The sequence below is a fragment of the Paraburkholderia sp. TE9906 genome (genome assembly GCF_056279605.1).
On sequence record NZ_JBWCCT010000016.1, the window covers coordinates 18788 to 45002 of the forward strand.

Here is a 26215-nt window from a genome sequence, read left to right on the forward strand (position 1 = left end):
CGTGTATCGCTTAGCAGAAAACAAAAAAGCCGTGGGATGACGTTCATCCCACGGCTTTTTGTTGGTGCGGCGCCGGCGGTGTTTCCGCAAACGCGCCAGCCTGGAACCCGACGTTCCGGCTTACTTCGAAGCCCAGCCCCAGAACATCAGCCACCACGCGCTATCGACCACGGCCAGCGCCGCGACGAACCACAGCATCGCGAGGCCGCGCTGCACGAAGCGCTCGCTATAGCGGCGTGTGACGAGCCAGGCCAGCCATGCGCTCCACAGATTGGCGATCGCCAGAATCGTGATGCGCAGATCCGACGCCCACCACAACGACACATGTTCCGCGCGCAGCAGCGACAGTGTCGTCGCGGACAGCCCAAGGAACACGCCCGCGCCGGCGATCGGAATCAGCGCCTGCGTCAGATGATGCAGACGCACGGCGCTGAAGCGTCCGAGCATGCGCGTCGCGCCCGTCAGCAACAGCAGCAGCGCAGTGCCGTACACCAGCGCCGTCGCGAGGATGTAACCGATCACCATCGTGCCGTCGAGCCACGAAAACACGTCGTTCTGCTCGGGGTAATGCGTGAACAGGAACCACGGCGCGTTGGTGTCGAGCGGCCAGGTGATGTCGTGATCGACCAGCCACGTCGCGAAGAACATCTTCAGGTCGATGAACCAGCGCGAAGCGGTCCAGTGGAATGCGCCGATCGCGATACCGAGCAGGCCGTACAGGATCAGCGCGGTGTCCCACGGGTTCGCCTGCTTGTCGCCGAGCTGCACGACTTCCGACGACGGCGCGCGCCATGTCAACGCAATCGCGTCGCGGTGTCCGCTGCACCGGCCGCACATATGGCAGTCCGACGCGCCCTTCATGTTGCGCAGCGGCACGAGCGGAGCGCAGTTGATCGGAATCACGCGATGCCCATGCTCGCCGTTCTTGTACGAACGGCGCCATGCGTCTTCATCGACCTTGTAGTGGAACGGTGCGAGGCGCGCTAGAAGCGAAAAAACCCCGTTGACGGGGCACAGGTACTTGCACCAGACGCGCTTCTCCCGCCCGTATAGCAAGCCGATGATGATCGCCGCGAAGGTCGAGCCGCCGAGCACCAGCAGCACGGCCTTCGGATACTGGTACACGCTCACCATCTGACCGTAGATGGTGGTAATGCCGAATGCGACGAACGGCCAGCCGCCCCAGCGCATCCAGCGCGGAATGGCCCAGCCGCGGCCGAACTTGCTGGCGAATTCGGCGAGCGCGCCCTCCGGACACAGCACGCCGCACCAGACCCGGCCGAGCATCACCATCGACAGCAACACGAATGGCCACCAGATGCCCCAGAACACAAACTGCGCGGCAAGCGTCAGGTTGTTCCACAGGTGCGCGGTGTCGTCCGGCAGCGGCATCACCGCCGGCACGATGATCAGGAACGCGTAGACCGCCACCACGACCCACTGAATGCCACGGATCACTGCGCCGTGACGCTGCATCCATTGTCCGGCCGCTGCGAGGCGCCCCGGGCGGGTCATGACGGTACTCATGCCGCGCGTCCCGCGGTCTGCTGCGCCGGCTTGCGACTCGCCCGGCGCACCAGCAGATAGACGACCGCCCAGTACGCCGCATACGCCAGCAGATTCATCAGCGCCGGATGAGCGCGGTAGCCGGTCAGCGTCGCGACCAGCGAACCGAAGGTGCTCGAGTCGTCGAGGATCGCCGACGAATTCCACATCTGGTCGACGAGGGTCGGCAGGATTTCCTTGTCGATCAGCTTGTCGACGCCGGTCTGGAACAGACCCGCACCAAGGAATAGCAGCATGATTTCGGTGACGCGGAAAAAGAGCCGCCACGAGAAAATCTTGCCGCCCAGTTGCAGCAGGTAGAACGTCAGGAACGCGAGACCGAGGCCGATCACGACCGCGAGCATCTGGCTGCCGTCCACGTGGCCCGACTGGCCGAAGCCGAGGCCGTACAGGAAGATCACCGTTTCGCTGCCTTCACGCGCGATCGCCAGTGCGACCAGCAACGCGACGCCCCACCAGTTCGAATCGCGCTGACTCTTTTGCAGCGACTGTTCCATGTCGCGCTTCAAGGTCCGGCCGTGCTGCTTCATCCACAGCACCATCTGCACGATCAGCACGCAGGCGACCAGCACCATCGCGGTCTGGAAATAATCTTGCGCATCACCGGAGAGCACTTCGGTGAACCCCACTAGCGCTGCGCCGAGCGCGACCGCCGCGATCACACCGGCCGCGACGCCGCCCCACAGGTACGGCAAGCCGCGGCGCGCATCGTCGTCGCCGTTTTTCAACCACGCGTACAGGATGCCGACGACCAGCAAGGCCTCGACGCTTTCCCGCCACACGATGAACAGAATCTGACCCATCCAAGCTCTCCCTTCGATCCTTCTGCTGCTCACTGCCTGAAATGAATGCGGCACGCCCGAGAGTCGCGCGCCCGCACGCCAGGCCATTACTTCGCGACGATCACGCCCTGCGCCTGCTGGTGGAAATCGTCGAAAAACTTGTATTCGCCCGGCTCCAGCGGAGCAATCACGACGAACGAATCCGCGCCCGGCGCCAACACCTTCTCTTTACGCAACTGCACGCTTTCGAATTCGGCCGCGCCTTTACCGGTGTTGCGCACTTCGATCTTGATGCGCTGCCCCGCCGGCACTTCGATGCGCGCCGGGGTCAGCTTGCCGTCGTTCATTTCCAGCTTGAAGGTCGGCAGGTCGGCTGCGTGGGCCGCGCTCGCGAGCAACGCCGTAGCGGCGAGCAGCGCGATCTTTCGGTCAATTCTCATTAGCCTTTCCGGAAAACGCGGGGCGCGGATGTCGATCGTCGGCGCCCCGCCTGCTGCATTCACTGATTCGCCCAATCGTCGCCGCCTGGCCAGGCGTTCGAGCGCGGCTTGACGGCGTGACCGGCGGGTAATCCACCGCGATCGGCAGATCAGTAGCCACCCTTCTTGCCGATGCCGGCGAAGGTGAAGTCATATTCGAGCGTGAACGGCTTGAACCACGGACCCACCCCGGTTTCCTTGTCGACGTGGCGGCCGAAAGCCATGTGGCCGGTCTGCATCGGCGGTTCGACGATCAGCTTGAGGTGATACTTGCCCGGGCCTTGCAGCTTGACGTTGTCGCCATAGTGCGGACCATCGTTGGCGACCATCGCCATCATGTCGCCCTTCTGCGTCTGATTCGAACCGGCTTTCGTCAGCTCGTAGCGAAGTTGCAGATACGGCATCCAGTCGCCTTCGGCGAAACCGGTCGGGTTGTTCTTGACCGCGTGGATGTCCGCTTCAAGGTGGATGTCCGAATCCGACGCCTTGCGCATCATGCCTTCCGGTTCCATGGTGATCGGCTGCAGGTAAACCGCGCCGATTTCCATGCCGCCCTGGATCTGTTGCTTGCCGATCGGGTATTCCGCTGCCGTCGCCGACAAAGCGGCCACTGCGGCCACCACGGCTGCGCCGCCGCGCGCAAATGAAGAAATCCGCATTAAAACTCCTTGTTTTTATCAGACTGGAATCGAATCCATTGGAACAGCGCGTCGGCGTGCCTGATGCGACGGTCCCCGCCTTTGGGCAGGCGATCGACCGGGTGCAACTCGCATACAAGAACCTTAAATGCGAACCATTCTCAATATTAGGGGAGTCTATCATTGATCTCGAGGGAGAACAAATATCGACGCTCGCAAATCCTTGTCGCAACAGGGGCTTAAGGCTGCTTTAAGAAAGCGCGTATGGAGGACGGCGAGACGAGCTGGGAGGGGTGTGTCGCTGCAACTTGACGGGCGCGGCACGTTGCCGCGCCCCGGGGTGGAAAGAGGCCTTATTCGACGCCGGAGACGTGATCGCCGACATTCGCGCCGAACACACGCTGGCGCAGGAGCGCCAGCTGATCGCGAGTCTGCGCGGCCTTCTCGAACTCGAGGTTCCTGGCATGCTCCATCATCTGCTTTTCGAGACGCTTCAGTTCCTTGGCGAGCTGCTTCTCGGACATGTCCTCGAATTTCGCGCGCGTTTGCTGCTCCTTCAGTTCGGCGCGTGCGTCGTCGACGTTGTACACGCCGTCGATGATGTCGCGAATGCGCTTGACCACCCCGCGCGGCGTAATGCCGTTCGCGAGGTTGAAGGCAATCTGCTTGGCGCGCCGCCGCTCGGTTTCGTCGATCGCGCGGCGCATCGAGTCCGTCACTTTGTCCGCATACAGGATCGCCTTGCCGTTCACGTTACGCGCCGCCCGGCCGATGGTCTGGATCAGCGAGCGCTCGGCGCGCAGAAAGCCTTCCTTGTCCGCGTCGAGAATCGCGACGAGCGACACCTCCGGAATATCCAGCCCTTCGCGCAGCAGATTGATCCCCACCAGCACGTCGAAGGTGCCCAGCCGCAGATCGCGAATGATCTCGACCCGCTCGACCGTGTCGATGTCGCTATGTAGATAGCGCACCTTGACGCCGTGGTCGGCCAGAAATTCGGTCAACTGCTCGGCCATCCGCTTGGTCAGCACCGTGACCAGCACGCGGTCGCCGACCTTGACGCGCTCGTTGATCTCGCCGAGCACGTCGTCGACCTGGCTGCGCGCCGGACGCACCTCGATTTCCGGATCGACGAGGCCGGTCGGACGCACCAGCTGCTCGGCGACCTGTCCGGCCGTTTTCTTCTCGTAATCCGCCGGCGTGGCCGACACGAACACGACCTGGCGCATCTTGCGCTCGAACTCGTTAAACTTGAGCGGCCGGTTATCCAGCGCCGACGGCAGGCGGAAACCATAGTCGACCAGATTTTCCTTGCGCGCCCGGTCGCCGTTGTACATGCCGTTCAACTGGCCGATCAGCACGTGTGACTCGTCGAGCATCATGATCGCGTCCGGCGGCAGGTAATCGACCAGGGTCGGCGGCGGCTCGCCCGGCGCGGCGCCGGAGAAGTGCCGCGAGTAGTTCTCGATGCCCTTGCAGAAACCCAGTTCCTGCAACATTTCCAGGTCGAAGCGGGTGCGTTGTTCGAGCCGCTGCGCTTCGACGAGCTTGCCGTCGCTATAGAAGAATTCCAGCCGCTCGCGCAACTCGCTCTTGATCGTTTCGACCGCACGCACGACAGTGTCGCGCGGTGTCACGTAGTGCGACGACGGATACACAGTGAAGCGCGGAATCTTCTGCCGCACGCGGCCGGTGAGCGGATCGAACAGTTGCAGTGTTTCGATTTCGTCGTCGAACAATTCGATACGCACCGCCATTTCGGCGTGTTCGGCGGGGAAGATATCGATCGTGTCGCCGCGCACGCGGAACGAGCCGCGCTGGAAGTCGGCTTCGTTGCGGTTGTACTGCATCGCGATCAGCCGCGCGATGATGTCGCGCTGGCCGAGCTTGTCGCCCGTGCGCAGCGTCAGAATCATCCTGTGATATTCCGATGGATTGCCGATACCGTAAATCGCCGACACCGTGCCGACGATCACCACGTCGCGCCGCTCCATCAGGCTCTTGGTGGCCGACAGCCGCATCTGCTCGATGTGCTCGTTGATCGACGAGTCTTTCTCGATGAACAGGTCGCGCTGCGGCACGTACGCTTCAGGCTGGTAGTAGTCGTAGTACGAGACGAAGTACTCGACCGCATTGCGCGGAAAGAACTCGCGGAACTCCGAGTAAAGCTGCGCGGCGAGCGTCTTGTTCGGTGCAAACACGATCGCCGGGCGGCCGAGCCGCGCGATCGTGTTGGCCATCGTGAAGGTTTTGCCGGAGCCGGTCACGCCGAGCAGCGTCTGGAACGCGAGGCCGTCCTCGACACCTTCAACGAGCGTGTCGATCGCCGTGGGCTGGTCGCCGGCAGGCGGGTACGGCTGGTAGAGCTGAAACGGCGAGCCTTCGAACGTGACGAATTTGGATTCGTCGAGCGTATCTTCGGCTTCAGTCAGATGTTGTTCGGACATGGGGACGGCACCGGGCCTTGGGCAAAAGACCATTCTAACGGGTTGCGGGAAACGCGGATCGAGCGGGTCTGCGTAGGGTTCGGAAAGCTGCGGGCGGGATTGCGAGTGCTCGGGCGAATCTTATGTGACGACCCTTCACCTGAACGATTCGTGGCCTTCCGGTCACATGCGGGCAGCGGTTATGAAGCGCGTTCGCGCCGTGGGCCGATGCCCGCCTGGCAGCCCTCGCCGGGCGGCGCTCCGGCAGATCCGCCGATGTCACATGACGCCGGAGTGCCTGTTTTTCAAGCAAATAATTCCCTCCAGCGAGCCTGGTCGCCCGAAAAACGCGCGCGGATTCGTTACAATGCGAAGTTGCGCTCGCTTGCCGCCGTCCGCCGCCTGTCCGCGTTGTCCATCAGACGCCTCGGGTCGGGCCGTTCGCGCTCGGAGCCGCCCTCTTTTCACTACTGCTGCCCACCCATCATGTCTCTGTTCTCCGCCGTCGAACTTGCTCCCCGCGACCCGATTCTGGGCCTGAACGAAGCCTTCAACGCCGATACGCGTGCCACCAAGGTCAACCTTGGCGTGGGCGTGTACTTCAACGAAGAAGGCAAGATTCCGCTGCTGCGCGCCGTGCGCGAAGCCGAAAAGGCCCGCGTCGACGCGGCGCTGCCGCGCGGCTATCTGCCGATCGAAGGCATTGCGGCTTACGATGCGGCCGTGCAGAAGCTGCTGCTCGGCGACGACTCGTCGCTGATCGCGGCGGGCCGCGTCGTCACGGCGCAGGCATTGGGCGGCACGGGCGCGCTGAAGATCGGCGCGGACTTCCTGAAGCGCGTGAACCCGGCGGCCAAGGTCGCAATCAGCGATCCGAGCTGGGAAAATCACCGTGCGCTGTTCGAAGGCGCTGGTTTCGAAGTGGTGTCGTATCCGTACTATGACGCGCACACGCATGGCGTGAACTTCGAAGGCATGCTGAGCGCGCTGAACAGCTATGCCGCGGGCACCATCGTCGTGCTGCACGCCTGCTGCCACAACCCGACCGGCGTCGACCTGAGCGTCGATCAATGGAAGCAGGTGGTCGAAGTCGTGAAGGCGCGCAATCTGGTGCCGTTCCTCGACATCGCCTACCAGGGCTTCGGCGACAACATCGAAGCGGACGCCGCAGCCGTGCGTCTGTTCGCGGCCTCGGAACTGAACGTGTTCGTGTCGTCGTCGTTCTCGAAGTCGTTCTCGCTGTACGGCGAGCGTATCGGCGCACTGTCGATCATCACGTCAAGCAAGGAAGAGGCAGCACGCGTGCTGTCGCAACTGAAGCGCGTGATCCGCACGAACTACTCCAACCCGCCGACGCACGGCGGCTCGGTGGTGGCGGCAGTGCTCGCCTCGCCCGAACTGCGCGCCACGTGGGAAACGGAACTGGCTGAAATGCGCGACCGTATTCGCGCGATGCGCAACGGTCTGGTCGAACGCCTGAAGGCAAGCGGCGTGGATCGTGACTTCAGCTTCGTGAACGCACAGCGCGGCATGTTCTCGTACTCGGGTCTGACGGCGCCGCAAGTGGACCGTCTACGCGAAGAGTTCGGCATCTACGCGGTGAGCACGGGCCGCATCTGCGTGGCTGCACTGAACACGCGCAACCTCGACGCGGTGGCTAACGCAATTGCTCACGTGTTGAAGTAAAGCAAGCCGGAGCGCGGATCCTGGTCGCGCGCTCTGCTGGAACCGCTGAGAGAAACGGCGCCCTTTCTGAAAGGGCGCCGTTTTTTATTGCCCGAACGTTTCGTTGTAGTCCTGTCAGCGCGAATCACGATGGATATCGTGCGTGACGAAACCAGCGTCGTTATCCGGCATGTCGAGCCAGTCGGGATGCTCGAGCGAATGGCGAATGTCGTCCAGACCGCTTTGCCAGTGCTCGCGCATGGTCGAGAGGCCAAACTGGAAGTCCTTGTAGTGCCCCTCGTATTCCTTGTGCCGGTAGATGAGATGGATCACGTTGTAGCGCTTCGAACACGCGAGGTCTTCGGCCAGCTTGCACCACGGGTCGTCACGCTGCTCGGGCGGCACGCGCTCCAGCACCTCGCGCAGCACATGCCGGAAACGCTGCGAGCGCTGCAGCATGTCGGTCACGAGACGGGTACGGCTCGAATACTGGATGTCTTTCATGCGTCCCTGAACATCCGTGATGTTATCCGGCACTGGTCCGATCGCGCTCCACAGATCGACCTGGAACGCGAGCGTGTCGCGACGCGGCGTGGTCTGGATCACTTCGTAGAGCGGCGTGTTCGACATCAGGCCGCCGTCCCAGTAAAACTGGCCGTCGATTTCAACCGCCGCGAAGCCCGGCGGCAACGCGCCTGACGCCATGAAATGCTCGGGCCGCAGCGTGGTGTGCGTGTTGTCGAAGTACGCGAAATTGCCCGTGCCGCAATTGACCGCGCCCACCGACACGCGCATTTCACGCGAATTGATCCGGTCGAAATCGCAGAGCGCCTCGAGTGTGGCCTTCAGCGGTGCGGTGTCGTAGTAGCTGGCCATTTGCGGCGGCCCGGACACCGTGGGCAACGGCGGCGGAAACCGCGGCACGAAAAAGCCCTTTTGCCCTTCGACGAGCGCGCCTAGCGCCTGGCTCGCCGTAAAGGCCTTGCGCACCGCGTCGCTGGAGTTGAAGAGTGCATGCTCGATGAAAGCCGGCAATGGCGGCCCGAACGCCGGTTGGCAGATCGTTTCCCAGAACTGCAACAGCCGCTCGACCCGCTTCTCCCGCGGATTGCCGGCAATGATGGCCGTATTCAAGGCGCCAATCGAAATGCCCGCCAGCCAGTTGGGTTCGATGCCGGCTTCGTCGAGCCCCTGAAAGACACCCGCCTGATACGCGCCCAACGCACCGCCGCCCTGCAGCATCAGCGCGACGGTTTCGTAGTTGGGCAAATGGATGCGCCGGCCGGGGTGGGCGGCGGCGGCCGAACCGGCGCCGTCGCCCTCCCCGTCGCCGGGCGCACCCACGCGCGCCCGCTTGAGATTGCGTTGCGCCATGGGCGCCTCCTTATTGCATATACCAGCCGTGGCTCACAATGAAAGACTGGCCGGTCAGTGCCGCCGTCGGGAAGGTGGACAGGAACAGCACCGTCTGCGCGACGTCTTCCACCGTGGTAAAGATGCCGTCGACCGTGCCGCCCAGCATCACGCGCTTGACGACTTCTTCCTCGCTGATGCCGAGTTCCTTGGACTGCTCGGGAATCTGCTTGTCGACGAGCGGCGTGCGCACGAAACCCGGACACACCACATGCGAGCGCACGTTATGCTTCGCGCCTTCCTTGGCCAGCACGCGCGCGAGCCCCAGCAGCGCATGCTTGGCCGTCACATAGGCGGACTTCAGCGGCGACGCTTCATGCGAATGGACCGAACCCATGTAGATTACGATGCCGCCGCGATCGTCCTTGTACATGTGCTTGAGCGCGGCCTTTGTCGTGAGGAAGGCGCCGTCCACATGGATCGCCTGCATCTTCTTCCAGTCCGAGAACGAATAGTTTTCGATCGGATTGACGATCTGAATGCCGGCGTTGGAAATGAGAATGTCGATCGAGCCGAGTTCGGCCGCGATTTTGTCGATGCCCTGATTGACGGCCTCCTCGCTCGTGACATCCATCGCCACGCCGATTGCCTTACCACCGCTTTTCGTGATTTCTTCCGCAACGGCGTTGGCGCCGTCCTGGTTCAAATCGGCGATCGCGACCGCCGCGCCCGCCGCGGAAAGAGTCAGCGCGATCTGCTTGCCGATGCCGCTTGCCGCGCCGGTAACCACGGCGACCTTGCCGTTCAGATTCGTGTTCAGAGACGACATCCAGAACCTCCATGCAGTTGATGAGCAATGAGACCACAAGCCGCAAGCGGCATGCAGTCAGCCAAACGACATAGGCCGTTCGGCCGAATGCTGCATTGCGGCCAACGCTGCTATTGTGCATGAACCCTGTGAACGCCATAGGTAAAACGCACATCGCGCTTTATCTCTTTAAACTGGATGTTTTCGGCGCAATGCCGGCAGCATCACCCACAAGGAGACATGCATGAATTATCGACGTCTGGGCCGCTCTGGCCTGCAAGTCAGCGAATTGTCCATCGGCTCATGGGTCACTTACGGCAACCAGGTGGATCATCGCGCGGCGCGCGAATCGCTGGCGGCCGCCCGCGACGCGGGAGTCAACTTCTTCGATAACGCCGAGGTCTACGCGGGCGGCCAATCCGAGGAAATCATGGGCCAGGCGCTGAAGGAACTAGCGTGGCCGCGCGTGAGCTACGTGGTGTCCACGAAATTCTTCTGGGGGCTCACGGAAGCGCCGAACCAGTACCACACGCTGAACCGCAAATATCTGCTGAACGCGGTCGACGCGTCGCTCAAGCGCCTGCAACTCGACTATGTGGACCTGGTGTTCTGCCATCGTCCCGATCCGAACACGCCCGTCGAGGAAACCGTCTGGGCGATGAGCGACATGATCACGCGCGGCAAGGCGCTGTACTGGGGCACCTCCGAATGGAGCGCCGACGAAATCCGCGCCGCTTACGAGATTGCGGAGCGGCACCACCTGCACAAGCCGGTCATGGAGCAGCCGCAGTACAACCTGTTCCACCGCAAACGCGTCGAGCAGGAGTACAAGCGGCTTTACGAGGATATCGGCCTCGGCCTGACCACCTGGAGCCCGCTCGCGTCCGGCCTGCTCACCGGCAAATACCGCGACGGCGTACCGGCGGACAGCCGCGCGCAGTTGCAAGGCTATGACTGGCTGCGCAAGCAGGTCACCGATGCGGGCAAGAACAGCGTGGTCGGCAAGCTCGGCGCGGTGGCCGACGAGTTGGACTGCACGATCGGGCAACTCGCGATTGCCTGGATTCTGAAGAATCCGAACGTCAGCACGGTGATCACGGGCGCGTCGCGGGTCGAACAGATCGGCGAGAACATGAGGTCCGCCGAGGTGGCCGCACGAATCACGCCGGAGATCAGGCAGCGCATCGAGGAAATCGTCGGCGACGCCTACGACTGAACGGATTTTCGCCGGAGCGCGTGACGTGGCCCGGGCGGCAGCGGGGCCATGTCACGCGGAACTTACCCAAACCGCAGCGCGGCGTCGCGTACAATACGCGGCCGCGCTGCACACCGGCGCCGTTTGCCCGCTGTGCCGCCGCATTGCACCGCGCACCGCCGAATCCGCCCTGGACCGGCATGCCCTCTTTCAGCGTTTCCTCATCATGCTCAGCTACCGCCACGCCTTTCATGCAGGCAATCACGCCGACGTTCTGAAACACGCCGTCGTGTTGCAGCTATTGCGTTACCTCGGCCAGAAGGACAAAGCCTACTGGTACATCGACACGCATGCGGGCGCCGGCGTCTATTCGCTGAAGGAAGGCTATGCGACCAAAACCGGCGAATTCCAGACCGGCATCGCCAGACTGTGGGAGCGCAACGATCTGCCGCCGCTCTTCGCCGACTACGTCGAGGAAGTCAGCGCGCTCAATCCGGATGGCCAGTTGCGCTTCTATCCGGGCTCGCCGTACATCGCGTGGCGGCAGTTGCGCGAGCAGGACCGCATGCGTCTGTTCGAACTGCACACCACCGAAATCGACGTTCTGCGCCACAATTTCCGCGACGCGGGCCGCCGGGCGATGCTCTACGCGGGCGACGGCTTCGACGGCATTCTCGCGTTGCTGCCGCCTGCGCCGCGCCGCGCGCTGGTGCTGCTCGATCCGTCGTACGAGGACAAGCGCGACTACACGCGCACGCTGCGCTGTGTCGAAGAGAGCCTGAAGCGCTTTCCGACCGGCACCTATGCGGTCTGGTATCCGCAGGTGAAACGCCCGGAATCGCAGCGCTTTCCTGATCAGTTGAAGAAGCTGCAGGAGCGCAACTGGCTCCACGTCAGCTTGACGGTCAGCAATCCGCCCGAGGACGGCTTTGGACTTTTCGGCAGCGGCATGTTCATTCTGAACCCGCCGTATACGCTGGCGAAAATGCTGAAGGACCAGATGCCCTGGCTCGTCAAGGCGCTCGGCGAGGACAAGGCTGCCGGGTTCAAGGTCGAGTATCGCGGCGACTAAGCTTTGCCGCGGATGGCGTCCGGGCCATCAACGCGCACAGCCGGATTCCCGCTCACTTCAATTGCGCCGCTGCCTTGCGCGCGAAATCGTTCGTATAGGTAGCGTTCAGATCGATCTTCTTCGGATCCAACCGGTCATCGAACGAGGCCAGCGCACGCAGCGAGGTCGCCGGGCCGTCGGCCGGCATCAAGCCATCCGGCGAATACGCGTCGCGCACGTTGTGAAAGGCTTCGACATACAGTGCCGAGTCGTTGAGCAGATAAGCCGGGGGCACCATCTTCAGCAGATCGGCATCGCTCGCGGTCTGCAACCAGTGGTTGGCGCGCACGATCGCATTGGTGAGCGCCTGAGTCGTCTTCGGATTCTTCTGAATGAAGCTCTCGGATGCATAGAGCGTGGCCGCGGGCATCGTCCCGCCGAACACCTCTTGCGTGCCTTTCACGGTGCGCGTATCGACCAGCACCTTGATCGCCCCGCTACGCGTCAGCTTGGTCATCATCGGATCGACGTTCGAGAGCGCGTCGATCTGGCCGCCGCTGACCGCCGCCAGCACCGTGGCGCCGCTGCCCACTCCGATCGCTGAAATGTCGCTGCGTTGCACGCCGGCTTTGCGCAACGCCACGGTCAGCACGAGATCCGTCGACGAACCCGGCGCGCTCACGCCGACTTTCGCGCCCTTGAAGTCCGCCAGCGACTTGAGTTGATCAGCCTTCGACTTCACCACCGCGACGACGATCTGCGGGGCGCGGCCCATCAACACGAACGCCCGGTAGTGCTGCCCCTTTGCCTGCATGAACAGCGTGTGCTCGAACGCCCCCGCGCCCACGTCGGCGCTGCCGCCCACCACCGCCTCCAGGGCTTTCGATCCACCCGCGAAATTCTCGAGCGCGACGTCGAGCCCTTCGTCCTTGAAGTACCCCAATTGATGGGCGGCAAGTACCGGCAAATAGTAAAGGCCGGGCAAACCGCCGACGGCCATCGTCAGCGAGGGCATTTCAGGCGCGTCTTTGGCGAGCGCGACGCCCGGCGGCACGGCAAGTGCGAAGAGCGTTACGCAGGCGCTCGCGGCACGGCGGAGCCAGTGAGTGATCATTTGATGTCTCCTCGTTCTATTGCGTCCAAAGCATTGAAGCTGCGCGATACACATCGCCCGAGCCGCTAGCGAGACACTGCGAAACGATTGTCGTCGGAGCGTTTAGCGCACGCCATGCGCCCAAACCCCAATGCCGCGCCGCGCGCCATTCGCCGCGCATGCGCACGCCGGCGAGTTTGGCAAACGCGTGGATGCGCGAGAGCCCGGCAAAGCGTTTGCCGGGCGTGGAAACATCAACGGGATGGGACGCAAGCGCGGGAAGAAAACGCGCCGAAGACGCTTATTGCGGACGAGGCACCGGACGGGGCGGCGGCCGCGAGCCACCGCCCACAGGCAATTGAATATACGGTGCGACGATGATCGGTGTCGACGAATCCGGCGGCGCCAATTCGGCCGGCGTGGCGATTGGCTGCGCGCCAACGATCGGCTGCCACGACGTCGGTCCGGTGCGCATGACCGTGCCGCTCTGCCCGTCGTTGATGCCGCCCTGCGAGTCGAGGATGACTGGCCTGCGCGCGCTGTCCGGCGTGGCCACTGCGTTCGACACGGCGCAAACCGTCGTCAGCAAAGTCGCGGCGGCTACGGACAGGATGGACTGAAGCGAGCGGATAGAAGACATGGGCGGAGCGGTTTGGTTTGAGAATGCCGGATTGCGCTGAGCACGCTTTACCTTACCTCGGTGCCAGCCGCGAAGCTAGTCGTTATTCGCCACGCATAGTGCGCAAGCGCCTACCGCGAGAAAATTCTCGGGTCCAAATGTGACAAAGCCCCGAATCGACGGGGCTCAATGCTGTGCTGCGATCGCCGCGCAATAGGCGCCGGCGGGTCCAACTCGAAGCGGATGAAACTTACAGCGAATAGCCGCTGGTTTCGAGCGAACGGATACGCTGTTCGAGCTGAACGATATCCGACGACGATGCCAGGTAGGCTTCGCGGCGGTTGCGTTCGGCGGTTTCAAACCAGGTGCTCAGCTTTTCAAGAATGTATGCAAACATGATGTTCTCCAAGGATCAGATCGAATCCCCGGTGAAGTTGGACATCAGGGATTTCCCGTAAAAGGGTTAACCCGCATTATAGCCCTATGGTGCAACCGCGCTAGTGAAATGCCCGCATGATGTGCATTCCGTTTTGGAATGGTGCACGCTTGCGGTGCATCTAAACTCTTGATTTAGTTCGGTTCAGAGCGAATTTCAAGTCAGATAGAATGCCGCTCCACATTTTCAAGCACTTAATTGGTGCAAATTGCCGCCGGTTGCGATAAATTTGCATCTCGGGTTGCACCTGCCTCCGTCCACCGCGTTAGATCGGGTGACAGCCCTTCCCCGACACCAGGTCGGTATCGGCAAGGCGTTCGATGATGGGGCAGTCGGGCCGGTCGTCGCCGTGGCAATGGTCGGCGAGATGCGCGAGGGTATCTCGCATATCGGTGAGCTCGGCGATCCGGCGGTCGAGTTCCGCGACGTGCTCCAGCGCGATCTGCTTCACTTCGGCACTGGCGCGCGAGCGATCGTGCCACAGCGCCAGCAGCCGGCGAATGTCTTCAACCAGAAACCCCAGGCGACGCGCCTGGCGGATGAAGCGCAGCGAATGAACCTCCTGCGGACCGTATACGCGATAACCGGCGCTCGTGCGCGACTTCGCCGTCAGCAAACCCACGCTTTCGTAATAGCGAATCATCTTCGCCGTGACGCCCGACGTGCGGGCCGCTTCACCGATATTCATGACCGTTTTCTCCAGGGTATGAGTCGATCGTACACCTTCCCATGACAGGAAGGTCCAGCCGCTCGAGTACGGATTGGCAGGCATAATCCAACTACTTCCATTCTGATTTTTCCCGAGGCAATCCCGATGACAATCGAATTCAAGGTAGAGGGCATGAGCTGCCAGCACTGTGTCGCGGCGGTCACGAACGCCATTCGTGAACACGATGCAGCCGCGCAGGTTCAGGTGGATCTGGCGTCCGGCCGTGTGGTGGTCGACTCGGCGCAAACGGTCGACGCGCTGAAAGCCGCCATCGACGAAGCCGGCTACACGGTCACCGCCGTCTCGAACGGGACGGCAACCGGCGGCGCAAACCGCTAGGCGGACGCACATCATGTTTAAAGTTGCTGTTATTGGCGCCTCCGGGCTGGTCGGCCGCGCGCTCGTCGACGAACTGGCGCAGCAAGCCGGCTGGGAGGTCGTTGCCACGGCGTTCAGCCGGCCGGCTCCCCATACCGTCGCACTGGATATTCGCGACGCGCAGGCGGTCGAGCAGTTCGTCGAGCGCGAAGCCCCGGACGCGCTCGTGATAGCCGCGGCCGAGCGCCGGCCGGACGTGTGCGAGCACAATCCGGCGCTCGCGCGCGCGCTGAATGTCGATGCGGTGCGCACACTGGCTGCGGCGGCGCACCGGCGCGGCGCGTGGACGCTGTCGATCTCCACCGACTACGTGTTCGACGGCAGCCATCCGCCCTATCGGCACGACTGCGCGCCCGCGCCGCTCAACGGGTATGGGTGGAGCAAGCTCGAAGGCGAGCGCGCGCTGACCGAGACCACCGACCTCGGCTGCGTGCTGCGTTTGCCGCTGCTGTACGGCCCGATCGTCAGTTGGGCGGAATCGGCGGTGACGAGTCTCGTGCCGGCGATTGCCGCATCGGCGGCATCGGACGGCAAGCCCGCCATGATGGACGCGTGGGCGATCCGCTATCCCACCTTCACGCCGGATGTCGCGTACGTGATCCGGCAAATGCTCGAACGGCATGCACACGGCGCAGCGGTCCGCGGCATCGTGCAATGGTCGGGCGACGAACCGATGACCAAGTATGAGATCGCCTTGCGCCTCGCCGAAGCCTTGCGGCTCGATGCGCACCTGACGCCGCAATCCACCCCAACCGATGCGACGCCTCGTCCGCATAATTGCCACCTGGCGTCGGAGCGCCTCGAGGCGCTCGGAATCGGCCGCCGCACCCCGTTCGACACGGCGATTCGGCGCGTGCTGGCCGCGTTTCCCTGGCGCGGCGAGACACCCGTCTGATATCGGATCAACACGCGGATCAACACGCGGATCAACACGCGAGTCAGGATGCGGGGAATCTGCCCGCCCTGGCCGCGACCCTCAATGAAAATCGCGGCTCGTCGTGGCCAGCTCGCCAAGCCACTCGCTGTAATCCTCCAGACGATGGGCGACGAGATGGACCACCTCTCCGCGGTTTTTCTTTTTCGCCTGTCCGGTACGGTTGGCGCTCATCACCTTGCCCTCACCGCCCTCGTTGACGGCATGGGCGCCGCCCGTGGCGACGCCGTCGTCGCGTTGCAAGACGCCGTAGACCGCCAGCAGCGATGAACCCAGCAACGCCTTGCGCTGCTTTTCCACCAGCGACGGCCAGACGATCACGTTGATCGAACCGGTCTCGTCTTCGATAGAAACGAACACCGTGCCGTTTGCCGTGCCCGGCCGCTGCCGCACGGTGACGATGCCGCATGCCCGCGCCAGCGTGCCGTGCCGGCACGCGGCAAGTTCGGCCGCCGTGCGAAAGCGCTGCTGCGCGAGGCGCGCACGCAGCAGCGCGAGCGGATGACGATTGAGCGTGAGTCCGAGGCTCCTGTAATCGTCGACGATCTCGCGGCTTTCCGTTGCGCGCGGCAACGCCAACGGCGCTTCGGCGATCGGTGCATCGCGCAGCAGCTTCGGCACCGTGTGCTGCGCGGTCACGGCCCACCACGCTTCACGCCGATGGCCCGCGATACTGGCAAGCGCATTGGCCGCCGCCAGCGCTTCGAGATCGCGCCGCGTCAAGGCCGCGCGCCGCGCCAGATCGTCGACGTCGGCAAACGGCGCGTCGTGGCGGGCGGCCATGATGCGCTCGGCGGCCCCTTGCGCGAGTCCCTTGATCAGATGCATGCCGATGCGCACCGCCGGACCACGCGCGCCATAGGTGTTCGACGGTTGAAATACGCGCGCGGTCAAACGCTTTGCCGCGCGCCGGATCGTGCGGCTCACCGTCAGGCGCCGCAGAGACAGATCGCGCAACTGCTGCCCGGACAGTACGGCGTACTGACGATGCAAACAGGTCTCGTCCGGGGAAATCCGCCGCCCTTCCTCATCGCGCCGCTCGAACGTCGACTCCCAATCGCTCAGCGTCACGTCGGGAGGTAATACCTTGACGCCATGGCGCTTCGCATCCTGCACGAGTTGCGACGGCGAATAAAATCCCAACGGCTGACTGTTCAGCAAACCGGCCAGGAAAGCAGCCGGCTCATAGCGCTTCAACCACGCGCTGAGATAGACGAGCAACGCGAAGCTCGCCGCATGACTCTCCGGAAAACCATACTCGCCGAAACCTTCGATCTGGTTGCAGATGCGGTCGATAAATTCCTGCTCGTAGCCGCGCTTGAGCATTCGGTCGCTCAAATCCTTCTGATACTTCGCGAGGTTGCCGCTGCGCCGCCACGCGGCCATCGCGCGCCGCAACTGATCGGCCTGCTCGCCGGTATATTTCGCCGCAACCATCGCCAGGTGCATGACCTGTTCCTGGAAAATCGGCACGCCGAGCGTGCGTTCGAGCACGGGCCGCAACTCGTCCTTCGCGTAGTCGATCGGTTCGAGGCCCTGCTTGCGGCGCAGATAAGGATGCACCATGCCGCCCTGAATCGGCCCCGGCCGCACGATCGCCACTTCGATCACGAGATCGTAGTACTTGCTCGGCTTCAGGCGCGGCAGCATGCTTTGCTGCGCACGCGATTCGATCTGGAACACGCCGATCGTGTCGGCATGGCCGCACATCTCGTAGACGGCGCGATCCTCGCGCGGAATGTCCTGCACCCTGAATGTCGGAAAGCCGCGTCTCAACGCGACGAATTCCAGCGCGCGCCGAATCGCCGACAACATGCCGAGCGCGAGCACATCGACTTTCAGCAGCTTGAGCGCATCGATATCGTCCTTGTCCCATTCGATCACGCTGCGGTCTTTCATCGTCGCGTTTTCGATCGGCACGAGCCGCGACAGCTTGTCTTTCGCGATCACGAAGCCGCCGACATGTTGCGACAGGTGACGCGGAAAACCGCGCAACTCCTGAGTCAGTTGAATCAGACGCTGTGTGATGTGCGAGTGGGCATCGAAGCCCGCTTCGGCCAGATATCGGGCGACCGCATCCGGGCCGTCCCACCATTGCTGCGACTTGCTGATCCGCTCGATCAACGACACCTCGAGACCCAGCGCCTTGCCGACGTCCTTCAACGCGCTGCGCGCGTGATACGTGATCAGCGATGCCGTCAGCGCGGCCCGATGACGGCCGTACTTCGTGTAGATATATTGAATCACCTCTTCGCGGCGCTGATGCTCGAAGTCGACATCGATATCGGGCGGCTCCTTGCGGGCGCGCGAGATGAATCGCTCGATCAGCATGTTCATCCGCACCGGATCGATCTCGGTCACATGCAGGCAGTAGCAGACGATCGAGTTCGCCGCCGACCCTCGCCCCTGGCACAGGATGTGTCGGGAGCGGGCAAAGCTCACGATATCGTGCACCGTCAGAAAATACTTCTCGTATTTCAGATCGGCGATCAATGCCAGCTCGGTCTCGATCTGCTGGATGCGCTTCAGGTCCATGCCGCCCGGCCAGCGCTCCGTTGCACCGGCCATTACCAGCTTGCGCAGATGGCTCGCCGGCGACTCGCCGGCGGGCACCAGTTCCTGAGGGTATTCGTAGGCGAGATCGTCGAGCGAAAAATGGCATAGCGCGGCGATACGCAGCGTTTCTTCGAGGGTATCGCGCGGATACAGTTTGCCGAGCCGCTGGCGCGTGCGCATGTGCCGCTCCGCATTCGCCTCGAGCGCGTGGCCGCAGGCCGAGAGCGGCTTGACGAGGCCGATGGCGGTCATCGTGTCCTGGAGCGGCTTGCGCGAGCGCGTGTGCATCAGCACGCCACCTGCCGCGACCAGTGGCAAGCCGCTCGCATCTGAAATCATCCGCAACGCGTCGATCTGAAGATCGTCGCTGCCGGTTTGCCACAGTTCGAGTGCGATCCACGCGCGATCAGCCGCGAACGATGCGAGCCAGTGCGCGCAACGCAGTGTGTGCGACAGCGTCGCCGTCCGCTGCGGCACGAGTATCAGCACGCAATCGGGCAGGCCTTGCAGATGCGTCAGATGAGGCAACGAATCGGTGAAGTCGGAAGGACCGAGGCGGTAGCTGCCTTTGTCCGCGCGCGAGCGCGCCAGCGTGATCAGTTCGGACAGGTTGCCGTAACCGTTGCGGTCGATGGCTAGCGCCACCAGCGTGCAGAAAGGCTCGCCGGTATCGTCGGTCAGATTGAGTTCGCTGCCGATGATCAGGTGGGGAATGGGTTTTAATGGCCCGTTTTCTGGGGGTTTTTCTGGCAAGGCCGTTGCCGTTGCCGCGTCGTCTGAAGGTGCTTGCGCTTGCGCCGCCCGGACCTTCTCCTCGCGCTCCTTCTGCTGGCGCTCCCGTTCCTGTCTGATCTCCCTCAGCCTCGTGTGGGCACGCACGACGCCCGCGAGCGAGCACTCGTCGGTGATAGCGAGTGCGCTATAGCCGCGCGACATCGCCTGCTCGACGAGCTCCTGCGGATGCGAGGCGCCACGCAGGAAAGAGAAATTGGTCAGGCAATGCAGCTCTGCATACGCCGGCAAGTGGGCCGCGGATGCCTGCTGCGGAAGGCAGGATGGCTGAAGCTCAGAAGTGGTCATGATGCTCAGCCGAACAAACCCTGCAAATACCACTCGCCCTTGATCCGCTCGCGATACACCCAGAACATGTGGCCACGATCGTCGGCCGCGACGTAGTAATCACGCTCGACGATATTGCCGTCCCACCACCCCGCTTCAATCCGCTCGGTACGTGTGAGCATCGTCAGCGGCCGGCGATAGATCGGCCGCTGGTCGCGCATCATCAGGCGTAGCGGCTTATCGAGCATCCAGAGCGGACGAGGCTGCGCAGGTAACGCGCTGTCGGGCAGATCGAGCAATGACTGCGCGTCGCCTGGTTGGCCCATGGATGAAAGCGCGATTTCAGGATCGTTCGATTCGGATGTGCATGGGGTTGCCTCAGTTGCTTGCCCCTGCGCTTCGCCGTCCACGCTCCCCGCTCCGGCAGCGTGCCGCAACTCATCGGTTAGCCAGGTCTTATCCGCTTTGACTTTTGTCCGTCCCTTCACCGGCGAGCGCTTCTTGCGTGCAAACGCCTGCGCCTCGTAGGCATCGACGCGCATTGCCCGCTCAGGGCGATGGTCGTCCTGCACCGACATCTGCAACACGTTCTCCGGTCCCAACCTCGCGCTCAAGCGCTCGAGCAGACGCGCAATCGAATCGCCATCCGATTCGGGCATGGGGAATAACGTGTCCGACTTCCCGGCATATTCGCCGATCTGGTCGGCAACCAGTTTCAACTCGATGACGGGCGCCGCCAGAACGGTCTGATTCAATTTTTCCCGCAACAGCCAGATCAGATGTTCGGCATCGCGCGACGGAATCGCCCACGCGATCTTCAGACTCGATGTCTTCGGAGCATGACGGGAGGCCAATTCATGCTCCAGCAGCAACGTATAACCGCTGAGCGCCGCATGATGCGCGCTCAACCAGCCGGCCAATTGCACGATCAGCCGACGCGCGGCGAACAGTAATGCATCGGCGTGATCGACTCGCGACGGCAACTCCAGTTGCGCATGAAACGACGCCGGCGCACGAAACGCTTCGCGCGGATCGGCGCGCGTGCCGTACGCCTGCGCGAGCAGGTCCAGAATCGCGCTGCCGAAACGCCGCACGACGCCCGAGCGCGGCAAACGACGCAAATCGGCCAGCGTCGCGCAGCCGACGTGCGCGAACGCATCGCGATGCGCCGGCGCCACCGGCAGCAGCGACACGGACAGACCATCGAGCACATGCGCGAGCGACGTCTCCTTGATCACATGCCAGCGACGCCCCTGCCGGGCGCAACGTGCCTGCGCCAATAGCCACGCGCCCCAGGCTGTCGGCGCACAGGCGATGCGCGCCGTATAGCCGAACTCCTTCACCGTGGCCTGCACACGCGACAACAACATGCGCAAGCCGCCGAACAGCCTCAAGCCGGAGCCGACTTCCAGCAACAGCGTGTGCGCGTCGGCGAGCGATACTTTCGGCGTGTAGGTCAGCAACGCAAGCGCTATTGATTCGAATGCCTGAGTTTCGCGGGTAGCGTCGGCGGCGAGCAGCGTGAGTCCCGGCGCCAGCGCCAATGCATACGAGCGCGAATGGCCCGCGTGCACCCCGGCACGCAAGGCGTCCAGGTCCGGCATCAAAATGTGCGCGTGATCGGCCAATGCATAACAGCGCCGCTCGACGATGCCTGCCGCGGCTGGCGGCTGGCTTGCCTCGCGGTCGCACGGTTCACACCGATTCGGTTTCGCGGGCAAACCATCCGGAAGCGACGCGAGAGGCTTCACCGCTTCCAGCGACAAGAGTGGCAATGTGACTGCGATCCACAACATGTTTGACCTCTGGTCCTTGATGGCGGCCGATTCCTTTTTCCGGCAACAAGGCGCTTTGTAAAGGCAGAACGAGACGAAGAGGTTCGGCTAGCGCAGGCCCGCGACGCTTGAAGATATCGATCGACAGGCCAATCTCCTGCAGCCATTGGCGACGGTTGATCGTCTGCGCATCGGCCGGCAAGAGCGGCTCGCAGATCATTCGCAATGGCGCGGGTGAAGATTGCGCGGCCGCCTCGACAGGCCGGATCAAAAATGCCAGCGAGGTGGACTCCTGAGCCGCCACTTGCAGGCGCCGAACCTTATCGGCACGCGCATGCGGCAGCCACACCAGCACCGCGCCGATGCCGTCCTGCTTCAATGCCTGAGTGGCGGCCCACAGTGCCTGATCTTCATTTGAGCGTACCCATAAGACGCGCCCGACATCGATGCCCCAAGCCCTCAATGCCCCGGCACACGGCTGATAAGGAGGCGACACGAACAGGACATGCCGTTCGGTCTGCGTCGTCAACTGGCGAAGTGAATGGGCCAGCAAGCGTATTTCGCCTACACCACCATGCTCGATCAGTAATTCCGTCAGGCCGCCTGCCGACCAGCCTTGTCCCGGCAACACACGATCCAGGGCGGCGTAGCCGCTGGAAATCACGCGCGAGCCCGATTCGGCAAGCTCGTTGCCCTGCCACACCTGACGCCGCAATTGCGACGACAGCGTGGTCGTCGCAAGCTGGATCGCTGCTGCCATAGACACGCTCTTTGAATAGGGAATGCTCCGCCCTGCCCGGCCTTGAGCTACGCATAAGGCGGTCGACGGTACTGTATATTTATACAGTATTTTGAGATGGATGTTAAGGCACGCAGTAGAAGTGGATGTCGGCAGAAGCTGCTCTACGACGCGAGAGGAGCAAGCAGTCGATCATTCCACATTGTGGGATTATCGGTCGAACTGTACGCCGGGCTTAGGGTAGAGCGGCGCATCACGTGGCAAATGAGGAATAAGAACTGCGAAGCACTGATTCAGTTGCCGGTGGGCAACCATGACGTCGGGCATCAGATTCGTATCCGGATCGACACTCAATGACTCTCTGGATGCCTGTTCCACCGAGCGGTGAGCGACCTCGCCCGAAAGCTCGCCACGTCGTCGCCGCGTCCGGATTGCGCTTTGGTGTCGAGTGCTGCTTGCGCTCCTGCCTTACCCACAGGACGTTTTCTGTCTTCCGGTATCCGCGCCTGAATTCAACCGCCGGCTTCCACCTCAAACGGTCTTCAGAATTCTCGGCCGTGCCTCATTCACCACGGCCGGCAAGCCAGGCGGCGTGTCGCCAGTACTCGCCCCCTTCTCTGTGCGCATCGACAGATAGCGCAGACAGCACACCCGCAAAAACGACGCAAAATTGGTGGGCATCTCGCCACGCAACGCGATCAGTTCGTCATACAGCTTCACGGCGAACTGACTGGTCGTCAGGTTTTCGCGCGCGGCGATTTCGCACAGCACGTCCCAGAACAGATTCTCGAGCCGCACCGTCGTGATCACGCCGTGAATCCGCAGCGAACGGGTGCGCGATTCATAGAGGATCGGATCGGCGTTGATGTAAATCCCACACATGGCCTGCACTCCCGGTTTGGCGGCGAACATGCCGTGGCGTGTTTCACTGCTTCACTGCGCCACGGCATGCGGCCCGACTGCGTCAACTTACGCCGGCATCCGTCGCCCGACAATCTGGTCGAACCCGCATGCGGCCCCACGGTTTGCACGCTCACACCGCGCGCTTGCCCATCTGCGACGCGATGTGATCGGCCTGGCGGATCGCCAGCGTAACGATCGTCATCGTCGGGTTTTCGGCCGCGCCGGTGGTGAACTGGCTGCCGTCCGCGATGAACAGGTTCGACACCTCGTGCGTCTGGCCGAAGCGATTGCACACGCCGTCTTCGGCTCGCGCGCTCATGCGCGCTGTGCCGAGGTTATGCGTGGACGGATACGGCGGCACGCGATACACCGTCTTCGCGCCGGCGGCCTCGTATACCGCCGTGCCCTGTTTGAACGCATGCTCGCGCATCGCTTCGTCGTTCGGGTGATCGTCGAAATGCACGTTGGGAACCGGCAGTCCGTACTGGTCCTTCACGTCCGCATTCAAGGTCACGCGATTGGTCTCGCGCGGCATGTCCTCGCCGACGATCCACATACCCGCCGTGTACGCGTACTGGTCCATCGCCTGGGCGAACTTCGGCCCCCACGCGCCGGGGTCGAGAAAGGCCGCGTAAAACGGCAGTCCGAGCGAGATGGTCTCCATGTGATAGCCCCCCGCGAAACCGCGCTGCGGGTTGAACACCGCTTCGTCCTCGATGATGCCGGCCATCGTGGTGCCCTTGAACATGTCCACCTGATCGTTGAACACCGCATACACCGAACCCGTGGTGTGGCGCATGTAATTGCGGCCCACCTGCCCCGAGCCGTTCGCGAGACCTTGCGGAAATTTGCTCGAATGCGAGTTCAGCAGTAGACGCGGCGTCTCGATCGCATTACCGGCCACCGCGACGATGCGCGCCTTTTGCCGCTGCAATTTGCCGTTGGCGTCGTAGTAGAGCACCTCTTTCGCCTTACCGCGCGCGTCGGTTTCGATTCGCACGACATGCGCCTGGGTGCGCAACTCCATATGCTTCGTGGCCTGCGCGCGCGGCAACTCGGTATAGAGCGTCGACCACTTCGCACCGGTGCGGCAGCCCTGAAAACAGAAGCCGCGCTGGAAGCAATGCGCGCGATCGTCACGCACTACGCTATTGATCGCCATGTGCCCGGTATTGCATTCCTTGTAGCCGACTTTCATCGCGCCGGCCGACATCACCCTGAAGTTGTTGTTGCCCGGCAAGCCCGGCAGACCCTCAGTGCGCGTCACGCCCATCTTCTTCTCCGCGCGATCGTAGTACGGATCGAGTTCTTCGCGCGTGAGCGGCCAGTCGAGCAGGCTGGCGTCCTTGATGTCGCCGTAGGTGGTCCTCGCCTTGAATTCGTACGGTTTGATGCGCAAGCTCGCACCGGCCCAGTGCGTGGTGGTGCCGCCGACGGTCTTGCAGATCCATGCGGGTAGATTCGGAAAATCCTTGGCGACTCGCCAGGTGCCCGACGTGGTGCGTTTGTCGAGCCACGACAGCATCTGGAACGAGCCCCATTCGTCGGTCGTGAAATCGGCCTGCGTATGCAGCTTGCCCGCTTCCAGCACCACGACGTCAATACCCTTCTGCGCGAGTTCGTTGGCGAGCGTGCCGCCGCCCGCCCCCGAACCGATGATCACGACGACCTTGTCGTCGTTGTGCGAAAAACGCACCTTGTTGTTGTCCTGATCCATATTCTGTCTCCGCTGTCGGCAGCAGCAAGTGCTTCAGCACTTGCTCCGGGCCCATGCAAGATGGTTGCTGTCGTGATTGATTAGCTATCCGTAGGGATCGGCCCACTCGCGCCCGGCGGCGGATCGGGCAACCACGAGAGGCTGTTGAAACCCTTGTTCAGATAACCGCCGTCGCCCGCCGATGCGCCGTAGCCGAAATGGGCGTACGCCATCGTGTTGCTGTACAGCGAGACCACCGCCGTGCTGCGCACCGTGTTGAAAAACGGCGAACCCGCGAGCGCCGCGACATCCTCCGCCTGCGCGGCGGGCTTGCGCGTGAGCCAGTTCGAACCGGCCTGCGCGTCGAGCTGTTTGACGCCGTCGGCAAGTTGCTGGCGCACCGCCGGATCGGCCTTGGCTTTCGCGTCGAGGTCCTTGACCACCAGCGCGTAGACCGCGTTGTCGAGCGTCGCGTGCGGATAGAGTTGGCGCGTGAACGCGAGGATCACTTCGCCCTGGTGCGTGTCGAGCCCCTGCAGTTCGAGCGCCCACGCACGGCTCGGCGCGAGCGTCGACAGAACCGACGAGAACGCGAGCGTGCCCATCAGCACGCCGGTGCCTTTGAGCAGTTCGCGCCGCGTGAGCGGAATGCGCAGTGCCGCGGCGCCAGCCTGCGCCGCGCGTTGCTCGTGATCGTGATCGTGTTCATGGGGATGCTCGTGCCGATGGCGATGCGCGGGACGCGCGTGATCGGACGCGACGATCGGGATGACCGTTGACTTCATGTTTGTCTCCTGTCGACCCGAGTTGGCCCTTTAGCGCCTCACTCGGGTCCCATGCAAATGGTTGTTGTGGGGTACACCAACTGCGCGCGGCGGCCGCCTCGCTGACTTTTACTATTGATAGTGGCCGTAGCGTTCAAGCACTTCGATCTTGTAACCGTCCGGATCCTGAATGAAAAAAAAGCGCGCCAGCAACTCGCCATTGTCGTGATGAAATTCGCGCAGATCGTTGGGCGTCATGCCCAGATCGATCAACCGCTGACGCTCGCTTTTCGCATCGTCGACACAGACCGCGACGTGACCATAGCCGTCACCATGCGAATACGGTTCGGCGCGGCCTTTATTCCAGGTCAGCTCGATCTCGGCGTCGGCTTCGTCGTTGCGCAAATAAACGAGCGTGAATTCCGGAAAGTCGAGCCGGTGTGACACGTCGAAATTGAAAGCCGTTTGATAGAACTGTAGCGAACGCGTCAGGTCCTGCACGCGGATCATCGTGTGGATGAGTTTGGCCATCGCTGTCCCCTCCTGTGTGAATCCAGTTTAGGAGGCCGCGCACGCGAGTGGTAATGCACG

At 62.8% G+C, this 26215-nt stretch carries 23 protein-coding genes; 6 read left to right on the forward strand and 17 right to left on the reverse strand.

The genetic code is table 11. The annotated features are described in order from the left end of the window. Window positions 1-120: 120 nt before the first annotated feature. The 5 genes from ACZ9H4_RS30685 to uvrB form a co-directional block, all read right to left on the reverse strand. Entirely contained in the window at window positions 121-1527 is a 1407-nt protein-coding gene (locus ACZ9H4_RS30685; protein ID WP_408145149.1) for a 4Fe-4S binding protein, read from the reverse strand. Further along, window positions 1524-2369 (reverse strand): FTR1 family iron permease, encoded by an 846-nt coding sequence (locus tag ACZ9H4_RS30690; RefSeq protein WP_408145147.1) that lies wholly within the window; start codon window positions 2367-2369, stop codon window positions 1524-1526. Before ACZ9H4_RS30690 ends, ACZ9H4_RS30685 begins: the two co-directional genes overlap by 4 nt. An 86-nt stretch (window positions 2370-2455) precedes the next feature. Continuing rightward, the gene (locus ACZ9H4_RS30695; RefSeq protein ID WP_408145145.1) at window positions 2456-2788 is read right to left on the reverse strand and encodes a cupredoxin domain-containing protein; all 333 of its coding nucleotides are present in this window, start codon (window positions 2786-2788) and stop codon (window positions 2456-2458) included. Between the two features lie 149 nt (window positions 2789-2937). After that, the gene (locus ACZ9H4_RS30700) at window positions 2938-3486 is read right to left on the reverse strand and encodes an iron transporter (RefSeq protein ID WP_476122385.1); all 549 of its coding nucleotides are present in this window, start codon (window positions 3484-3486) and stop codon (window positions 2938-2940) included. Window positions 3487-3818: 332 nt separating this feature from the next. Then, a complete protein-coding gene (gene uvrB / locus ACZ9H4_RS30705; protein WP_476122386.1) occupies window positions 3819-5912 on the reverse strand; it encodes an excinuclease ABC subunit UvrB in 2094 nt (697 codons plus the stop codon). A gap of 465 nt (window positions 5913-6377) precedes the next feature. Here uvrB and ACZ9H4_RS30710 point away from each other — a divergent pair, with 465 nt between their 5' ends. Continuing rightward, window positions 6378-7577: an amino acid aminotransferase gene (locus ACZ9H4_RS30710; RefSeq protein WP_476122387.1), complete on the forward strand. Its 1200-nt coding sequence runs from the start codon at window positions 6378-6380 to the stop codon at window positions 7575-7577. Window positions 7578-7691: 114 nt separating this feature from the next. Here ACZ9H4_RS30710 and ACZ9H4_RS30715 read toward each other — a convergent pair whose 3' ends face one another. Further along, window positions 7692-8930, reverse strand: coding sequence for a DUF3734 domain-containing protein (locus ACZ9H4_RS30715; RefSeq protein WP_408145138.1), 1239 nt, complete (start codon window positions 8928-8930; stop codon window positions 7692-7694). 10 nt (window positions 8931-8940) lie between these two features. After that, window positions 8941-9738, reverse strand: coding sequence for a 3-hydroxybutyrate dehydrogenase (locus ACZ9H4_RS30720; protein ID WP_476122388.1), 798 nt, complete (start codon window positions 9736-9738; stop codon window positions 8941-8943). Between the two features lie 223 nt (window positions 9739-9961). Here ACZ9H4_RS30720 and ACZ9H4_RS30725 point away from each other — a divergent pair, with 223 nt between their 5' ends. Both ACZ9H4_RS30725 and ACZ9H4_RS30730 read left to right on the forward strand, forming a co-directional pair. After that, on the forward strand, window positions 9962-10933 hold the full coding sequence (locus tag ACZ9H4_RS30725) for a potassium channel beta subunit family protein (protein ID WP_408145134.1): 972 nt from the start codon (window positions 9962-9964) through the stop codon (window positions 10931-10933). A 205-nt stretch (window positions 10934-11138) separates the two neighbouring features. Further along, window positions 11139-11984 (forward strand): 23S rRNA (adenine(2030)-N(6))-methyltransferase RlmJ, encoded by an 846-nt coding sequence (locus tag ACZ9H4_RS30730; RefSeq protein ID WP_408145273.1) that lies wholly within the window; start codon window positions 11139-11141, stop codon window positions 11982-11984. Window positions 11985-12036: 52 nt separating this feature from the next. On the opposite strand, the gene ACZ9H4_RS30735 is transcribed toward ACZ9H4_RS30730, so the two are convergent. Next, a complete protein-coding gene (locus tag ACZ9H4_RS30735) occupies window positions 12037-13077 on the reverse strand; it encodes an ABC transporter substrate-binding protein (protein ID WP_408145132.1) in 1041 nt (346 codons plus the stop codon). 356 nt (window positions 13078-13433) lie between these two features. Between ACZ9H4_RS30735 and ACZ9H4_RS30740 the strand changes: the two genes are divergently transcribed. Further along, window positions 13434-13676 (forward strand): hypothetical protein, encoded by a 243-nt coding sequence (locus ACZ9H4_RS30740; RefSeq protein WP_408326367.1) that lies wholly within the window; start codon window positions 13434-13436, stop codon window positions 13674-13676. Between the two features lie 249 nt (window positions 13677-13925). Here the strand turns inward: ACZ9H4_RS30740 and ACZ9H4_RS30745 are convergent, their stop codons facing one another. Continuing rightward, the gene (locus tag ACZ9H4_RS30745; RefSeq protein WP_121315127.1) at window positions 13926-14072 is read right to left on the reverse strand and encodes a DUF3563 family protein; all 147 of its coding nucleotides are present in this window, start codon (window positions 14070-14072) and stop codon (window positions 13926-13928) included. Between the two features lie 304 nt (window positions 14073-14376). Next, complete coding sequence (gene cueR, locus ACZ9H4_RS30750) at window positions 14377-14799, reverse strand: Cu(I)-responsive transcriptional regulator (protein WP_408145128.1); 423 nt, start codon at window positions 14797-14799, stop codon at window positions 14377-14379. A 126-nt stretch (window positions 14800-14925) separates the two neighbouring features. Here cueR and ACZ9H4_RS30755 point away from each other — a divergent pair, with 126 nt between their 5' ends. Both ACZ9H4_RS30755 and ACZ9H4_RS30760 read left to right on the forward strand, forming a co-directional pair. Beyond that, the gene (locus ACZ9H4_RS30755; protein ID WP_476122389.1) at window positions 14926-15159 is read left to right on the forward strand and encodes a heavy-metal-associated domain-containing protein; all 234 of its coding nucleotides are present in this window, start codon (window positions 14926-14928) and stop codon (window positions 15157-15159) included. A gap of 13 nt (window positions 15160-15172) precedes the next feature. Then, window positions 15173-16093 carry a dTDP-4-dehydrorhamnose reductase family protein gene (locus ACZ9H4_RS30760; RefSeq protein WP_476122390.1) on the forward strand — a complete coding sequence of 307 codons (921 nt, stop codon included), beginning with the start codon at window positions 15173-15175 and terminating at the stop codon, window positions 16091-16093. Between the two features lie 81 nt (window positions 16094-16174). On the opposite strand, the gene ACZ9H4_RS30765 is transcribed toward ACZ9H4_RS30760, so the two are convergent. The 7 genes from ACZ9H4_RS30765 to ACZ9H4_RS30795 all read right to left on the reverse strand — a co-directional run bounded on the left by ACZ9H4_RS30765 (window position 16175) and on the right by ACZ9H4_RS30795 (window position 26155). Next, window positions 16175-19768, reverse strand: coding sequence for an error-prone DNA polymerase (locus ACZ9H4_RS30765; RefSeq protein ID WP_476122391.1), 3594 nt, complete (start codon window positions 19766-19768; stop codon window positions 16175-16177). Window positions 19769-19773: 5 nt separating this feature from the next. Then, window positions 19774-21543 (reverse strand): Y-family DNA polymerase, encoded by a 1770-nt coding sequence (locus ACZ9H4_RS30770; RefSeq protein ID WP_476122392.1) that lies wholly within the window; start codon window positions 21541-21543, stop codon window positions 19774-19776. Next, window positions 21443-22282, reverse strand: a complete 840-nt coding sequence (gene imuA, locus ACZ9H4_RS30775) for a translesion DNA synthesis-associated protein ImuA (RefSeq protein ID WP_476122393.1) — start codon at window positions 22280-22282, stop codon at window positions 21443-21445. The genes ACZ9H4_RS30770 and imuA overlap by 101 nt, the downstream gene beginning before the upstream one ends. A 510-nt stretch (window positions 22283-22792) precedes the next feature. Continuing rightward, window positions 22793-23143 (reverse strand): ribbon-helix-helix domain-containing protein, encoded by a 351-nt coding sequence (locus tag ACZ9H4_RS30780; protein WP_408326355.1) that lies wholly within the window; start codon window positions 23141-23143, stop codon window positions 22793-22795. 151 nt (window positions 23144-23294) lie between these two features. Further along, window positions 23295-24881 carry a GMC family oxidoreductase gene (locus ACZ9H4_RS30785; RefSeq protein ID WP_408157556.1) on the reverse strand — a complete coding sequence of 529 codons (1587 nt, stop codon included), beginning with the start codon at window positions 24879-24881 and terminating at the stop codon, window positions 23295-23297. 80 nt (window positions 24882-24961) lie between these two features. After that, entirely contained in the window at window positions 24962-25645 is a 684-nt protein-coding gene (locus tag ACZ9H4_RS30790) for a twin-arginine translocation signal domain-containing protein (RefSeq protein WP_476122394.1), read from the reverse strand. Window positions 25646-25756: 111 nt separating this feature from the next. Next, on the reverse strand, window positions 25757-26155 hold the full coding sequence (locus ACZ9H4_RS30795) for a VOC family protein (protein WP_476122395.1): 399 nt from the start codon (window positions 26153-26155) through the stop codon (window positions 25757-25759). Window positions 26156-26215 lie beyond the last annotated feature (60 nt).

What these genes read in the sequence shown, in the direction of transcription:
- ACZ9H4_RS30780 (WP_408326355.1), bottom strand. Translation starts at nt 23,143, where the DNA reads ATGTGTGGGATTTACATCAACGCCGATCCGATCCTCTATGAATCGCGC.
- ACZ9H4_RS30730 (WP_408145273.1), top strand. Translation starts at nt 11,139, where the DNA reads ATGCTCAGCTACCGCCACGCCTTTCATGCAGGCAATCACGCCGACGTT.
- ACZ9H4_RS30690 (WP_408145147.1), bottom strand. Translation starts at nt 2,369, where the DNA reads ATGGGTCAGATTCTGTTCATCGTGTGGCGGGAAAGCGTCGAGGCCTTG.
- ACZ9H4_RS30700 (WP_476122385.1), bottom strand. Translation starts at nt 3,486, where the DNA reads ATGCGGATTTCTTCATTTGCGCGCGGCGGCGCAGCCGTGGTGGCCGCA.
- ACZ9H4_RS30685 (WP_408145149.1), bottom strand. Translation starts at nt 1,527, where the DNA reads ATGAGTACCGTCATGACCCGCCCGGGGCGCCTCGCAGCGGCCGGACAA.
- ACZ9H4_RS30795 (WP_476122395.1), bottom strand. Translation starts at nt 26,155, where the DNA reads ATGGCCAAACTCATCCACACGATGATCCGCGTGCAGGACCTGACGCGT.
- ACZ9H4_RS30790 (WP_476122394.1), bottom strand. Translation starts at nt 25,645, where the DNA reads ATGAAGTCAACGGTCATCCCGATCGTCGCGTCCGATCACGCGCGTCCC.
- imuA (WP_476122393.1), bottom strand. Translation starts at nt 22,282, where the DNA reads ATGGCAGCAGCGATCCAGCTTGCGACGACCACGCTGTCGTCGCAATTG.
- ACZ9H4_RS30715 (WP_408145138.1), bottom strand. Translation starts at nt 8,930, where the DNA reads ATGGCGCAACGCAATCTCAAGCGGGCGCGCGTGGGTGCGCCCGGCGAC.
- ACZ9H4_RS30785 (WP_408157556.1), bottom strand. Translation starts at nt 24,881, where the DNA reads ATGGATCAGGACAACAACAAGGTGCGTTTTTCGCACAACGACGACAAG.
- ACZ9H4_RS30745 (WP_121315127.1), bottom strand. Translation starts at nt 14,072, where the DNA reads ATGTTTGCATACATTCTTGAAAAGCTGAGCACCTGGTTTGAAACCGCC.
- ACZ9H4_RS30765 (WP_476122391.1), bottom strand. Translation starts at nt 19,768, where the DNA reads ATGACCACTTCTGAGCTTCAGCCATCCTGCCTTCCGCAGCAGGCATCC.
- ACZ9H4_RS30760 (WP_476122390.1), top strand. Translation starts at nt 15,173, where the DNA reads ATGTTTAAAGTTGCTGTTATTGGCGCCTCCGGGCTGGTCGGCCGCGCG.
- ACZ9H4_RS30770 (WP_476122392.1), bottom strand. Translation starts at nt 21,543, where the DNA reads ATGTTGTGGATCGCAGTCACATTGCCACTCTTGTCGCTGGAAGCGGTG.
- ACZ9H4_RS30725 (WP_408145134.1), top strand. Translation starts at nt 9,962, where the DNA reads ATGAATTATCGACGTCTGGGCCGCTCTGGCCTGCAAGTCAGCGAATTG.
- ACZ9H4_RS30695 (WP_408145145.1), bottom strand. Translation starts at nt 2,788, where the DNA reads ATGAGAATTGACCGAAAGATCGCGCTGCTCGCCGCTACGGCGTTGCTC.
- uvrB (WP_476122386.1), bottom strand. Translation starts at nt 5,912, where the DNA reads ATGTCCGAACAACATCTGACTGAAGCCGAAGATACGCTCGACGAATCC.
- ACZ9H4_RS30710 (WP_476122387.1), top strand. Translation starts at nt 6,378, where the DNA reads ATGTCTCTGTTCTCCGCCGTCGAACTTGCTCCCCGCGACCCGATTCTG.
- cueR (WP_408145128.1), bottom strand. Translation starts at nt 14,799, where the DNA reads ATGAATATCGGTGAAGCGGCCCGCACGTCGGGCGTCACGGCGAAGATG.
- ACZ9H4_RS30740 (WP_408326367.1), top strand. Translation starts at nt 13,434, where the DNA reads ATGATCGGTGTCGACGAATCCGGCGGCGCCAATTCGGCCGGCGTGGCG.
- ACZ9H4_RS30735 (WP_408145132.1), bottom strand. Translation starts at nt 13,077, where the DNA reads ATGATCACTCACTGGCTCCGCCGTGCCGCGAGCGCCTGCGTAACGCTC.
- ACZ9H4_RS30720 (WP_476122388.1), bottom strand. Translation starts at nt 9,738, where the DNA reads ATGTCGTCTCTGAACACGAATCTGAACGGCAAGGTCGCCGTGGTTACC.
- ACZ9H4_RS30755 (WP_476122389.1), top strand. Translation starts at nt 14,926, where the DNA reads ATGACAATCGAATTCAAGGTAGAGGGCATGAGCTGCCAGCACTGTGTC.